Genomic DNA, 12,465 nt, shown 5'->3' with positions numbered 1-12,465 from the left:
CGGCCGGGTCAAGCCGAATCAGGCAAAATCAGGCCTTCAAGACATAACGCCGTTCCGGCCGGCCCACGCCGTACTTGAGCCGCACGTCCAGGGTGCCTTCGTCATGCAGGTATTCCAGGTAACGGCGGGCGCTGACGCGGGACGTTCCCAGCTCCTGGGCAACCTCCGCGGCGGACACGTCGCCGGCGGCAGCGTTGAGGGCGGCCTCCACCAGTTTCAGGGTCTCGATGCTGCACCCCTTGGGCAGCGGCCGTTCGCCGCGGTCCAGGCCGAATACCCGGTTGACGTCCGATTGCTCGGCCACGTCCTTGGCGGCATCCAGGCCCTGGTACGCGCTGCGGTAATGTTCCAGCCGCTCCTGCAGGTCCGACTGGGAAAACGGCTTGATCAGGTAATGCACAATGCCGCCCCGGAGCGCCTTCCGTACCGTTTCGACCTCGCGGGCGGCACTGATCACGAGGACGTCCAGTTCGGGGGCAACGCTGCGCAGCCGGTGCATGAGATCCAGGCCGTTGACGTCGGGCAGGTGGATGTCCAGCAACACCAGGTCGGGCCGGAGCCGTTGGGTCTCGGCAACTGCCTGCGCCCCGGTGTGGGCCGCCCCCACCACGGTGAAGCCGGGCGTGCGCTGGATGAATCCGGCATGCACTTTGGCCACCATGAAGTCGTCGTCAACGATCAGGACTTTGATCATGCCTGGGTACTCCCTCGTTTCAGCACGGCTGTGAAGACCGCCCCGTGGTCATTGGCCACCGTCAGGTCCCCGCCGCCGCGGCGGCAGACAACCCTGGACATCGCCAGGCCAAAGCCGCGGCTGCCCGCCGGTCCTGGTTCTTTGGTGGTGAAGCCCTGGCGGAAAATGTGGTCGGCCGAGCCGCCCGGGACGCCGGGCCCGTTATCCCGGACTGTGACCACCACGTCTTGCCCGGCCCGGCCTTCCACCAGCACCGTGACGGCTGCCTGCGGAAACCCGGTGACGGCGTCGAACGCGTTGTCGACGAGGTTCCCCACCACTGTGGTGAGGTCCCGGGACAGCGCGTCATCCACCTTGTCCAGCCCTGAACCCGGGTCCAGCTGCAGTGCCACGCCGCGCTCGGCGGCCAGGCTGGATTTGGCGATCAGCAGGGCGGCGAGCGCGGGATCGGCGATCCGGCCGGTCACCTCGTCATTGAGCCGGGTCCGGTCCACCGTGGCGCCGTTGACGAACTGGACCACGGACTCGTACTCGCCGATCTGGATCAAGCCGGAGATGACATGAAGCTGGTTGGCGAACTCATGCGCCTGGGCCCGAAGGGTATCCGTGGCAGTGCGGGTGGCGCCCAGCTCCTGCTCGAGCTCGGAGAGTTCCGTCCGGTCGCGGAGCGTGGCCACCGATCCGATGACCTTGCCGCGGGACCGGATGGGCACCCGGTTCATCACCACCAGGCGGTCCCCGACGAGCACCAGCTGGTCCGGTCCGGGCTGGTCCCGGGTGAGGACTTCCTTGAGGGCCGGCTCGACGGCCAGGCCGGACACCCGCTTGCCCACGCAATCCGGCGGAAGGCCCAACAGCGACCGTGCACTGTGGTTGGCCACCGTGATCCGTTCGTGCAGGTCAAGGGCCACCACGCCCTCCTTGAGGCCGTGCAGCATGGCCTCCCGGTTTTCCACCAGGCTGGTGATTTCGCTCGGTTCCATGCCGAGGGTCTGCCGCTTGACCCTGCGGGACAGCAGGAGGGACCCGGCGATGCCCAGGACACTGGCAACCCCAAAGTAGGTGAGGAGATTGGGGACGGCGTCGCCCAGCCGTTCCAGGACAGTGGGATAGTTGCGGCTGATGGAGGCGATCCCGATCATGCGGCCGGAATCGTCCAGGACCGGGACATGGGCGGACAGGAGCGGGGCGGGCGTGCCGCCCACCACCCCGGTCCAGGCCCTGCCTTCCATCACCCGGCTGGCGCCGAGCTCCAGCGGCTGGCCGAGCAGGCTGGGATCCGAGGAAGCCACCACGGTACGGTCCAGTTTCGCCAGCGCCACCCGGGATGAGCCCGAGACAATGCGCACGGACTCCGCCACCGCCGGCAACACGGTACCGCCACGCGGTTCTGTTTCCGGAAGCAGTTCACGCACCACCGGGTTGCCGCCAAGCGCTTCCGCCGCCGAGAGGGCACGCCTGCCCTCGGTCCGTTCGAACGCCGCCGCGGACTGGGCCAGGGAAATGGCCACCACGCCCACCAGCACTGCCAGGACAATGAGCAACTGCAGCAGAAGGTACTGCCCCGCAAGGGACATTCCTCGTCGTCGAGTCACAATGGTCTTCCTGGTGTTCCGGGGGGCGATACCCGGGAACTATATCCCAAAGCCTCCGGCGGGGACGGTGCGGGGCCTTTGACGCGTGAACGCAATGAACACAACTTTCTCTGCGTACACAAGAGTGATCGCCGTCACTGCCGCCCCTAGCATCGGAACCACCAGTCAGCCGATGCTGATCAGATTTTGATGAGAAGAGGAATACATGCGCCAGATCCGCGCATTGCGAGTCGCCGCCATTGCCGCCGGCATCGCCCTGATGGCCACCGGTTGCGGTGCCACCAGCAAGAGCTCCACCGGCACGGAAAGTTCCGGCGCCGCCGCCGGTCCCATCACCGGCCTGCAGATCATGGTCCCCAACACCCCGGGCGGCGGCTACGACACCACCGCACGAGCCGCAGCGAAGGTGCTCGACGACGCAAAGATCTCCACAAACACCGAAGTGTTCAACCTTGCCGGTGCCGGCGGCACCGTGGGACTGGCCCGGATCGTCAACGAGAAGGGCAACGGCGACCTCGCCATGCTCATGGGCCTGGGTGTGGTGGGCGCCAGCTACACCAACAAGTCCGAGTCGAAGCTGACCGACACCACCCCGCTGGCCCGGCTGATCGAAGAACCAGGCGCCATCATGGTGGGCAAGAATTCGCCCTTCAAGACCATCGACGACCTGGTGAAGGCATGGAAAGCCGATCCCGGCTCCATCGCCGTTGGCGGCGGGTCCTCCCCCGGCGGCCCGGACCACCTCCTGCCGATGCAGCTGGCCGGCGCCGTGGGCATCGACGCCACCAAGGTCAACTACGTGGCGTACGACGGCGGCGGCGACCTTTTGCCCGCAATCCTCGGCAACAAGCTCGGCTTCGCTGCCTCCGGTGCCGGCGAGTACCTCAAGCAGATCGAATCCGGCGAGGTCCGCGTCCTGGCCACCAGCGGTGAGAAGCGCCTGGACGGCGTGGACTCACCAACGCTGAAGGAATCCAACATCGACCTGGTGTTCACCAACTGGCGCGGCGTGGTGGCCCCTCCGGGCATCAGCGACAAGGACAAGGCCGCCCTGATCGCGGCCCTGGAGAAGATGCACGGCACCGACGGCTGGAAGGAAGCGCTGAAGACCCACAGCTGGACCGATGCCTTCATCACCGGCGACCAGTTCACCACCTTCCTCACCGAGCAGGACAAGCGCGTAGCCAACGTCCTCACCAAGCTCGGGCTGGCGTGACGTCCCTGGCCACAGGCCTCAAAGGCCGCTCCGAGCTGGGAGTTGCCCTCCTGCTCGGGGCGGCCGGCGTCCTGGTCTTCCTGGACGCCAACGGCCTGGCAACCCCGTATTCGAAATCCGATCCGGTAGGGCCCAAGACGGTTCCGTTCATCGTGGCCGGAATGCTGGTGGTCTGCGCCGTGGTGCTGGCACTCAACGTCCTGCGCGGCGGCAAGGGCGAGGCGGAAGCCGGCGAAGACGTCGACCTCACCCACCCCGCCGACTGGAAGACCGTCCTCCCGCTGGCAGGAGCCTTCGTCCTGAACATCCTGCTCATCGACTGGGCCGGATGGGTAATCTCCGGAACCGTCCTGTTCTGGGGCAGCGTCCTGGCCCTCGGCAGCCGCCGCTACGTCCGGGACGGGCTGATCTCCGTTGCCCTGTCCCTGCTGACCTTCTACGGCTTCTACCTCGGCCTGGGCATTGCACTGCCGGCCGGCCTCCTGGAAGGAATCCTGTAAATGGACGTCTGGTCCTCCCTGATGGACGGTTTCGCCACCGCCCTCACCCCCATGAACTTCCTGTACGCCGTGATCGGCGTGATCCTGGGAACCGCCGTCGGTGTCCTTCCCGGCCTGGGCCCGGCCATGACCGTTGCCCTGCTGCTCCCCGTCACCTACGCCCTGGAGCCCACCAGCGCCTTCATCATGTTCGCCGGTATCTACTACGGCGGCATGTACGGCGGCTCCACCACCTCGATCCTCCTCAACACCCCCGGCGAATCGTCCTCCGTGGTCACCGCCATCGAGGGCAACAAGATGGCCAAGGCGGGCAGGGCGGCGCAGGCGCTGGCGACGGCGGCCATCGGCTCCTTCGTTGCCGGCACCATCGGCACCGCATTGCTGGCCGTCTGCGCGCCGATCGTGGTGAAGTTCGCCGTCAGCCTTGGCGCTCCCAGCTACTTCGCCATCATGGTGCTGGCCCTGCTGGCCGTGACCGCGGTGCTGGGCTCCTCACGGTTGCGCGGTTTCGCGTCCCTGGGCCTGGGCCTGGCTATCGGCCTGGTGGGCATGGACTCGGTGACCGGCCAGCGGCGCCTGACGTTTGGCCAGCCGCTCCTGGCCGACGGCCTGGACATCGTGGTGGTGGCCGTGGCCATCTTCGCCGTGGGAGAGGCCCTCTGGGTGGCCGCGCACCTGCGCCGCACCCCCCTGCATGCCATTCCCGTGGGCCAGCCATGGATGGGCAAGTCCGACTGGAAGCGCTCATGGAAGCCCTGGCTCCGCGGGACTGCCTTTGGCTTCCCGTTCGGCGCACTGCCGGCAGGCGGCGCCGAGATCCCGACCTTCCTCTCCTACGTCACCGAAAAGCGCCTCAGTAAACACCCCGAAGAGTTCGGCAAGGGTGCCATCGAGGGCGTTGCCGGCCCGGAAGCAGCCAACAACGCGGCGGCCGCCGGCACCCTGACCCCCATGCTGGCCCTGGGCCTGCCCACCAACGCCACCGCTGCCGTCATGCTCGCCGCCTTCACGTCCTATGGCATCCAGCCGGGCCCGCAGCTCTTCGAAAGCCAAGGGCCCCTTGTGTGGGCGCTGATCGCCAGCCTCTTCATTGGCAACCTGCTGCTCCTGCTGATCAACCTGCCGCTAGCACCGATGTGGGCGAAACTCCTGCAGCTGCCCCGCCCCTACCTCTATGCCGGCATCCTGTTCTTCGCCACGCTGGGCGCCTACTCGGTGAACCTGCAGGCGTTCGACCTGGTGATCCTGCTGGTCCTGGGCGCACTCGGCTTCATGATGCGGCGCTTCGGGCTTCCCGTCCTGCCGCTGATCCTTGGCGTGATCCTGGGCCCTCGCATTGAAGGGCAGCTCCGCAAGACCCTGCAGCTGAGTGCGGGCGACCCGGCAGGGCTCCTGGGTGAGCCGATCGCCGTCGGGATCTATGTCATTATTGGCCTCATCCTGCTCTGGCCGTTTGCCTACAAGCTGTTCCGCCGGAACCGTCCGGTTCCCGCTTCAGCAGGCGGGGCCGCACCCCTTGCCTCGGAACCCCTTGATGCGGTCCACTCGAAGCAGGACGCCTTCAGTCCCGACCAAAAGGAGCGATCATGACCGTCGTTGTGGGATACGTCCCGACCCCGGAGGGCGAAGCTGCCCTGACGCAGGCCATCACCGAGGCCAGAAAAGCCAGCAGCACCCTGGTGCTGATCAACTCCTCCAAGGGTGAAGCGGCAGTGGACAGCCGGTTTGCGCAGGAAGGCGAGATCCAGGACATCGAGCAGCGGCTGGCCGGCCAGGGCATCGAGTACCTGATCAAACGCCCAGTCCGGGGCCATGACGCTGCCGCCGAGGTACTGGACGCTGCCGAGGAACACAAGGCCAACCTGATCGTGATCGGCCTCCGCCGCCGCACCCCGGTTGGCAAGCTGATCATGGGCAGCACATCCCAACGCATCCTGCTGGAGGCGGACTGCCCGGTGCTGGCTGTAAAAGCGGGCAAGTAACCCTAGGCCGTAGCGGCCGCCGGCGCCCGGAACAACTCCTGGCGCTGGCGGCCCAGGCCTGCCACTTCGACCTCAACCACGTCGCCCGGTTGGAGGTACGGGAATCGGCCGCTCAGTGCCACGCCCTCCGGGGTTCCGGTGAGGATCACGTCGCCCGGTTCGAGCCGCATGTACTGGCTGCAGTGGTGGACCAGGGTGGCTGCGTCAAAGATGAGCTCCGCGGTCGAGGAGTCCTGGCGTGGTTCCCCATTGACCCAGCTGCGCAGCGGGAGGTTGCCGCCGTCAATGTCTTTCGCCGGAACCAGCCACGGGCCAAGCGGGGTTGACCCGGGCAGCGACTTGCCTTTGGTCCACTGGCCCGCGGCCCCCGGCAACTGGTATTCGCGTTCGGAAAGGTCGTTGGCCGTGACGTAGCCGGCGATACACGCGGTTGCTTCTTCCGGAGAGCCCAGGTAGCAGGCCTCCCGGCCGATCACAATGCCCAGTTCCACCTCCCAGTCGTACTTTTGGGAATGCGGAGGGAGCGGGGCCGGGTCGAACGGGCCGGTGACCGTATTGCTTGGCTTGAGGAAGACCACCGGAATCGTGGGCGGCTCGGCCCCCGATTCGGCTGCGTGGGCGGCATAGTTCATCCCGATTCCCACCACGGCGCCGGGTCTCGCCACGGGCGGTCCGACCCGCAGCCCCTCCGCGTCTTCGAGGACCGGCAGGTCACCCGCTGCCAGGGCTTTCCGGACCTTGTCCAGGCCCCCAGCGGCGAGGAAACCGCCGTCGACATCGTCAGTCAGCGGCAGCAGGCTGAAGTACCGGCCGGCGCCGTCCGCTGAGGGAACGAGCACGGCGGGCTGTTCGCTGCCGCTGTCGCCCAGGCGCATGATCTTCATACCGAATCTCCTCAAGGTGTGGGGGCGGGACTGCTGGATGGGGCCCTGGCGGTGCCCGCTTCCATGGTCGTTGATTCCGTCCGGCGCCGCGAACGAACGCTTTGTGACCGCCTCTCTAGTGGTTCAGGAGGGCAGTCATCTGACATATATGGATACTGATCGATAGAATAGCGGAGCCACCCGGCACGAAACACAGAAAGTTCAGTACATGATCACAAGCACTTTGGAGCGCGTCCCCGCCGCTGCCAAAACCGCCGAAGGCCCGGAGCTCCGGTCCATCAGCCTCGAGTTCTCCAGCGCCAGCGAGGTTCACTCCGGACTGGAAGAGGCAGTAGCCGAGCTGATTGAGGTGGCAGCGAAGGACGCCGCCTGCGGCATCCTGGTGACCAGGCTGCACCCGGGGCGCTACACGGTTGCCCTGGACGAATCCGTACCCTTTGGCGAGACCTACGAATCCTTCGCGGCCTGAGTTGCCGGCTGCGCCCCGGACGGCGGCCTGAGTTGCCGGTTGCCTGAGTTGCCGGCTGACTGGTTCGCTGTTCAGGGCAGCCCCCGGGCCACCGGACGAACGCTGAGAGCCAAAGAAGGAATCCCCGCAGTGCCGTAACGCGCTGCGGGGATTCTTTTGTCTAGCGGGTGCGGCCTTCAGGCGAGGCGGACCTGAACGCCGTCGGACTTAAGGAAGAGCTGCTTTTCCGAAAGGTCTGACGGTCCGGCCGGCACCAGCCAGAGGACGTTGCCGCTCTGCGACACCTCTTCCACTTCCCCGGCTGCCACCACATGCGCATGCTTGATGATTTCGACGCGGTCCCCGGCCTTGAGGGCCTTCCAGTTGGATACCGCGGCGGAATGGGCGTTGCGCCTGGACAGGACTGCCCCACGTGCTTTCATTTGAACTTCTACCCCTTTGTATTGTTCTGCTGCCACAGCTTCGTTGATGTGACTTTCACTACACCATCAGTTCTACTACACTCCGGACTCCGCCATTGGCAGTGTCGCCGGATATTCCGCACTTCGGACCGGAGTGCAGCAGGTACTGAAGATCCTTCGGTCTTCAGGCCAGGAAGCCGACGGCGGATTCGGCCGCGCGTCGCACCTCCCCGGAAGCAACCAGCCGGTCCGCCGCTTCCAGTTCCGGAGACAGGAAACGGTCCGTCCCCGGTCCCTCCACCACGGCGCGAAGGGCAGCCACGACGGCGGTGCCCGCCGGGCCCGGCGTAAGCTCCCCACCGGAAAGCTGGGTGCGGATATCCAACGCCCGCGCAGACGTCACCAGCTCGATGGCCAGGACCCGCCGGAGGTTCTCCACCGCCTTGCGCAGCTTCCGGGCCGCATGCCAGCCCATGGAGACGTGGTCCTCCTGCATGGCGGAGCTTGGAATGGAATCCACCGACGCCGGCACGGCCAGCCGCTTGTTGTCGGATACGAGGCCTGCCTGGGTGTACTGGGCAATCATCAGGCCCGAGTCCACGCCGGGATCGGAGGCGAGGAAGGCGGGGAGGCCGTGCGAACGGGCGGGATCAAGCATCCGGTCGGTCCGGCGTTCGGCGATGGAGCTGAGGTCCGCGACCGCGATGGCAAGGTAGTCCAGGACGTACGCCACCGGGGCGCCGTGGAAGTTGCCGTTTGAGCTCACTCGCCCGTCGGGCAGGACCACCGGGTTGTCGATGGCCGCGGCCAGTTCGCGGGTTGCCACGACTTCCGCATGGTCCACGGTGTCACGGACGGCACCGGCAACCTGCGGGGCGCAGCGCAGCGAGTACGCATCCTGGACCCGGGAGTCCCCCACCTTGTGGGACGCGACAATCGGCGAATCCGAGAGCACGCGCAGCATGTTGTCGGCACTTGCTGCTTGGCCGGGATGCGGGCGCAGCGCGGCGTGCAGTTCGGGAACGAACACCTGGTCGGTGCCCAGCAGCGCCTCGACACTGAGCGCGGCGGTAATGTCCGCCGTCGCCAGCAACTGGCGGAGGTCGGCAATGGCCATCAGGAGCATGCCCAGCATGCCCTCGGTGCCGTTGACGAGCGCCAGCCCTTCCTTCTCGGCCAGGGTGACCGGCTCGATGCCGTGGTCTGCAAGCAGCTCGGCAACAGTCCGCTCTCCGCGCCCGCCGTAAGTGACGCCGTCGGGCCCTTCCGCTTCGCCTTCACCCATCAGCACCAGGGCGCAGTGCGAGAGCGGCGCGAGGTCGCCGGAGCAGCCCAGCGAGCCGAACTCGCGGACCACCGGCGTGATTCCGGCGTTCAGCACGTCCACCATGGTCTGCAGCACCACGGGGCGGACGCCGGTTCGGCCGGAGGCCAGGGTCTTGGCGCGCAGGAACATGATGCCGCGGACCACTTCGCGTTCCACGGCCGGACCCATGCCGGCGGCGTGGCTGCGGATCAGCGACTTCTGCAGTTGGGTGCGCAGGTCATTGGGGATATGGCGGTTGGCCAGGGCACCAAAGCCTGTGGATATCCCGTAAGCCGGGATGTCGCTGGACGCGAGGCTGTCGATGTGGGCGCGGACCTTGGCCACGGCATCCAGGGCTTCCTGGGCGATGGTCACCTGCGCGTCGTGGCGTGCGACGGCGACGACGTCCTCGGGCGTGACGCCGACGGACCCAAGCGTGACGGTGAGCGGTGAGTGGGTTGTGAGAGTCATCGGATAGTCCTAGTTCGTTGCTGCTGCGGAGTCGGCGGACTCTTGCATGGGGATCCGGACGCCGCGTTCCTTGGCGACGTCAAGGGCTCGTTCGTAGCCGGCGTCGGCGTGGCGGATGACGCCCATGCCGGGGTCGTTGGTGAGGAGGCGCTCGAGCTTTTCGGCTGCGAGGTCGGTGCCGTCAGCGACCGACACCTGCCCGGCGTGGATGGAGCGGCCGATGCCCACGCCGCCGCCGTGATGGAGGGAGACCCAGGTGGCGCCGGAGGCGGTGTTGAGCAGCGCGTTCAGCAGCGGCCAGTCGGCAATCGCGTCCGAGCCGTCGGCCATGGCCTCGGTCTCTCGGTACGGGGAGGCAACGGAGCCGGAGTCGAGGTGGTCGCGGCCGATCACGATAGGAGCCTTGACCTTGCCCTCCTTGACCAGCTGGTTGAACAGCAGGCCGGCCTTGGCGCGTTCGCCGTAGCCGAGCCAGCAGATGCGGGCGGGCAGGCCTTCGAATTCCACCCGCTCCTGGGCGGCGTCGATCCAGCGGTGCAGGTGCTTGTTCTCGGGGAAGAGTTCCTTGATGGCCTCGTCCGTGACGCGGATGTCCTCAGGGTCGCCGGAGAGGGCCACCCAGCGGAACGGGCCCAGGCCCTCGCAGAACAGCGGCCGGATGTAGGCCGGGACGAAGCCGGGGAACTCGAAAGCCCGGGTGTAGCCGCCCTTGCGGGCTTCGTCGCGGATGGAGTTGCCGTAGTCGAAGACCTCGGCGCCGGCGTCCTGGAATTCGACCATGGCCTGGACGTGGCGGGCCATCGAGGCCTGGGCTTTCTTGGTGAAGCCTTCCGGGTCCGCTTCAGCCTCACGGTGCCATTCCTCGACCGTGATGCCCTCGGGCAGGTAGCTAAGGGGGTCGTGCGCGGAGGTCTGGTCCGTGACGATGTCGACGGTGAACTCGCCGGCGTTGTGCCGGCGGAGGATCTCGGGGAAGACCTCGGCGGCGTTGCCCACATAGCCTACGGACCAGCCGCGGCGCTCCTCCTTGGCGTTGAGGACCTTGGCGATGGCGGTGTCGAGGTCGGTTTCGACCTCGTCGAGGTAGCGCTTGCCGGCACGGCGGCGGAGGCGGGTCTCGTCAACGTCGACGATCAGGCAGGCGCCGTCATTCAGGGTGACGGCGAGCGGCTGCGCGCCGCCCATGCCGCCGCAGCCGCCGGTGAGGGTCAGGGTTCCGGCGAGGGTGCCGTTCTGGTCCCCGGTGAGTTTGCGGGCGATTGCGGCGAAGGTTTCGAAAGTGCCCTGCAGGATGCCCTGGGTGCCGATGTAGATCCAGGACCCGGCGGTCATCTGGCCGTACATCATCAGGCCCTCGGCCTCGAGCCGGCGGAACTCGGGCCAGTTGGCCCAGTCGCCGACGAGGTTGGAGTTGGCCAGCAGCACGCGCGGGGCCCATTCGTTGGTGCGGAAGACGCCCACCGGCTTGCCGGACTGGACCAGGAGGGTCTCATCCTTTTCCATGGTTTCCAGGGTGCGGGTGATGGCGTCGAACGCGGCCCAGGACCGGACGGCGCGGCCGGTGCCGCCGTAGACCACCAGGTCATCCGGGCGCTCTGCGACCTCGGGGTCCAGGTTGTTCATGAGCATGCGCAGCGGCGCTTCGGTCTGCCAGGACTTGGCGGTGAGCTCGGTGCCGCGGGCTGCTTTGACCGGGCGGGCACCGGTGGTGAAATCGGCGGGTGCCATGATGGGCTCCTTCGGGTGGTGTCTGTTGGAGGAAAGAAGTTCTGTATCTACTAAAGCCCTTGGTGGACGAGCTTCACAGGGGTTTTGACGGGGCGCTGTCCGGTATTCCAGACATGACTGCCGATCGATTCCGGCTCGCTTGCCCAGGTTCTCCAGCGGCCTGGACGAAGGCAACGGTTGGCAGGGCAAACCCTGCGGGAGGCGCTATTTTCCGGGCCGGCCGTGGAGGCGGAGCGAGAGTTCATCGGCCACCTTCTGGACGCGCGCCGCAAGGACGGGCCATTCCTGCGCAGGCAGCTTGTCCTCGAGGAAGGTGACTGCCACGGCGGCGGTTGGCCATCCCAAGTGGTCGGTCACGGCGGCGGCAATGGAACCGAAGCCGGGCGTAACCTCGCCGTGTTCGGTGGCGTACCCCCGCTGGCGGACCTGGTCCAGGTGCGAGGACAACGCGGAATATTTCATGATGGCCCCCACCACCTCATGTCGGGCAGTGAAGGCGGCGGCGTTCGGGTAGAGCGCGCGTACTTGCGATTTGGGCAGCGCGGCAAGGATGGCGCGGCCGCTGGCGGTGAGGTGGCTGGGAAGGCGGACGCCGACGTCGGTCACCAGCGACGGACGGTTCTTGGCCCGTTCCTCCACGATGTACAGGACATCGCGGCCGTGCAGCACTGCCAGGTGGGCGCTCTCACCGATGGCATCCACGAGGCTCGCGAGGAGGGGGCGGCCCAGCCGCGACAAAGGTTCCTGCCGTGAATAGGCGGAACTGAGTTCGAAGGCGCTGATACCCAGCCCGTAGCGTTGCTCCTCATGCAAATGGAGGACGAAGCCGTTCGCCTCCATGACGCCCAGCAAGTGGTAAACACTCGACCGGGGAAGGTTCAGGCTGGAGGCGATTTGCGAGGCCGCCATCGGCCCGCGCCGGGACGCCAGCAACTTCAGGATGCGGAGGGTATTTTCTGCAGCAGGAACTTTCGAGGATGCTTTGACCGCAGCGCTGGGCGCGTGGGCTTCGGCTCGTGTTTCGGCGCCCGGTCTTTCGGCGCCCCGTGATGCGGCGCTTGGTGCAGTGCTCATGGGCTCAAATGGTCTTTCTGGCTAGCTCTGTCCGGTATCCCGTACTTCAGTGTGACGGCTGCCCTTTCCGCTTGCGGCACCGCCGCAATTCAATGTGTCCGGTATACCAGACGCTGGCCTGCCCAGCGCAGCTTGCGGTGCCGAA

12 protein-coding genes are annotated in these 12,465 nt (G+C 66.9%); 5 read left to right on the top strand and 7 right to left on the bottom strand.

Features of this window, described 5'->3' with window-relative positions:
* Nucleotides 1–28 precede the first annotated feature (28 nt).
* Nucleotides 29–694 carry a response regulator gene (locus QRM95_RS07880; RefSeq protein WP_285247249.1) on the bottom strand — a complete coding sequence of 222 codons (666 nt, stop codon included), beginning with the start codon at nucleotides 692–694 and terminating at the stop codon, nucleotides 29–31.
* Nucleotides 691–2,271, bottom strand: coding sequence for a sensor histidine kinase (locus tag QRM95_RS07875; RefSeq protein ID WP_285247470.1), 1,581 nt, complete (start codon nucleotides 2,269–2,271; stop codon nucleotides 691–693). Before QRM95_RS07875 ends, QRM95_RS07880 begins: the two co-directional genes overlap by 4 nt.
* Nucleotides 2,272–2,494: 223 nt before the next feature.
* On the opposite strand from QRM95_RS07875, the gene QRM95_RS07870 reads away from it, so the two are divergent.
* The 4 genes from QRM95_RS07870 to QRM95_RS07855 are packed head-to-tail and all read left to right on the top strand — an operon-like array spanning nucleotide 2,495 to nucleotide 5,987.
* On the top strand, nucleotides 2,495–3,505 hold the full coding sequence (locus QRM95_RS07870) for a Bug family tripartite tricarboxylate transporter substrate binding protein (RefSeq protein WP_285247248.1): 1,011 nt from the start codon (nucleotides 2,495–2,497) through the stop codon (nucleotides 3,503–3,505).
* Nucleotides 3,502–4,005 carry a tripartite tricarboxylate transporter TctB family protein gene (locus QRM95_RS07865; protein WP_285247247.1) on the top strand — a complete coding sequence of 168 codons (504 nt, stop codon included), beginning with the start codon at nucleotides 3,502–3,504 and terminating at the stop codon, nucleotides 4,003–4,005. The genes QRM95_RS07870 and QRM95_RS07865 overlap by 4 nt, the downstream gene beginning before the upstream one ends.
* Complete coding sequence (locus tag QRM95_RS07860; protein ID WP_285247246.1) at nucleotides 4,006–5,595, top strand: tripartite tricarboxylate transporter permease; 1,590 nt, start codon at nucleotides 4,006–4,008, stop codon at nucleotides 5,593–5,595.
* Complete coding sequence (locus QRM95_RS07855) at nucleotides 5,592–5,987, top strand: universal stress protein (RefSeq protein WP_285247245.1); 396 nt, start codon at nucleotides 5,592–5,594, stop codon at nucleotides 5,985–5,987. The genes QRM95_RS07860 and QRM95_RS07855 overlap by 4 nt, the downstream gene beginning before the upstream one ends.
* A gap of 2 nt (nucleotides 5,988–5,989) precedes the next feature.
* Here the strand turns inward: QRM95_RS07855 and QRM95_RS07850 are convergent, their stop codons facing one another.
* Entirely contained in the window at nucleotides 5,990–6,871 is an 882-nt protein-coding gene (locus QRM95_RS07850; protein ID WP_285247244.1) for a fumarylacetoacetate hydrolase family protein, read from the bottom strand.
* Nucleotides 6,872–7,079: 208 nt separating this feature from the next.
* On the opposite strand from QRM95_RS07850, the gene QRM95_RS07845 reads away from it, so the two are divergent.
* Nucleotides 7,080–7,340, top strand: a complete 261-nt coding sequence (locus tag QRM95_RS07845) for a hypothetical protein (RefSeq protein ID WP_285247243.1) — start codon at nucleotides 7,080–7,082, stop codon at nucleotides 7,338–7,340.
* Between the two features lie 176 nt (nucleotides 7,341–7,516).
* On the opposite strand, the gene QRM95_RS07840 is transcribed toward QRM95_RS07845, so the two are convergent.
* From QRM95_RS07840 to QRM95_RS07825, 4 genes are all read right to left on the bottom strand, one after another.
* A complete protein-coding gene (locus QRM95_RS07840) occupies nucleotides 7,517–7,762 on the bottom strand; it encodes a hypothetical protein (RefSeq protein ID WP_018763066.1) in 246 nt (81 codons plus the stop codon).
* Nucleotides 7,763–7,925: 163 nt separating this feature from the next.
* Nucleotides 7,926–9,518, bottom strand: a complete 1,593-nt coding sequence (gene hutH, locus QRM95_RS07835) for a histidine ammonia-lyase (protein ID WP_285247242.1) — start codon at nucleotides 9,516–9,518, stop codon at nucleotides 7,926–7,928.
* 9 nt (nucleotides 9,519–9,527) lie between these two features.
* Nucleotides 9,528–11,246 (bottom strand): urocanate hydratase, encoded by a 1,719-nt coding sequence (gene hutU / locus QRM95_RS07830; protein ID WP_285247241.1) that lies wholly within the window; start codon nucleotides 11,244–11,246, stop codon nucleotides 9,528–9,530.
* A gap of 204 nt (nucleotides 11,247–11,450) precedes the next feature.
* Nucleotides 11,451–12,320 (bottom strand): IclR family transcriptional regulator, encoded by an 870-nt coding sequence (locus tag QRM95_RS07825; RefSeq protein WP_285247240.1) that lies wholly within the window; start codon nucleotides 12,318–12,320, stop codon nucleotides 11,451–11,453.
* Nucleotides 12,321–12,465 lie beyond the last annotated feature (145 nt).

The sequence above is a fragment of the Pseudarthrobacter sp. efr-133-R2A-89 genome (assembly GCF_030209315.1).
In the GTDB taxonomy this organism is placed as follows: Bacteria; Actinomycetota; Actinomycetes; order Actinomycetales; family Micrococcaceae; genus Arthrobacter.
This window is presented reverse-complemented; position numbering and strand designations above follow the sequence as displayed.

Bases quoted from the DNA above. Each gene is read 5' to 3' on its own strand.
- QRM95_RS07825 (WP_285247240.1), bottom strand. From the start codon at position 12,320: ATGAGCACTGCACCAAGCGCCGCATCACGGGGCGCCGAAAGACCGGGC.
- QRM95_RS07855 (WP_285247245.1), top strand. From the start codon at position 5,592: ATGACCGTCGTTGTGGGATACGTCCCGACCCCGGAGGGCGAAGCTGCC.
- QRM95_RS07845 (WP_285247243.1), top strand. From the start codon at position 7,080: ATGATCACAAGCACTTTGGAGCGCGTCCCCGCCGCTGCCAAAACCGCC.
- QRM95_RS07875 (WP_285247470.1), bottom strand. From the start codon at position 2,271: ATGTCCCTTGCGGGGCAGTACCTTCTGCTGCAGTTGCTCATTGTCCTG.
- hutU (WP_285247241.1), bottom strand. From the start codon at position 11,246: ATGGCACCCGCCGATTTCACCACCGGTGCCCGCCCGGTCAAAGCAGCC.
- QRM95_RS07870 (WP_285247248.1), top strand. From the start codon at position 2,495: ATGCGCCAGATCCGCGCATTGCGAGTCGCCGCCATTGCCGCCGGCATC.
- QRM95_RS07860 (WP_285247246.1), top strand. From the start codon at position 4,006: ATGGACGTCTGGTCCTCCCTGATGGACGGTTTCGCCACCGCCCTCACC.
- QRM95_RS07840 (WP_018763066.1), bottom strand. From the start codon at position 7,762: ATGAAAGCACGTGGGGCAGTCCTGTCCAGGCGCAACGCCCATTCCGCC.
- QRM95_RS07850 (WP_285247244.1), bottom strand. From the start codon at position 6,871: ATGAAGATCATGCGCCTGGGCGACAGCGGCAGCGAACAGCCCGCCGTG.
- QRM95_RS07880 (WP_285247249.1), bottom strand. From the start codon at position 694: ATGATCAAAGTCCTGATCGTTGACGACGACTTCATGGTGGCCAAAGTG.
- hutH (WP_285247242.1), bottom strand. From the start codon at position 9,518: ATGACTCTCACAACCCACTCACCGCTCACCGTCACGCTTGGGTCCGTC.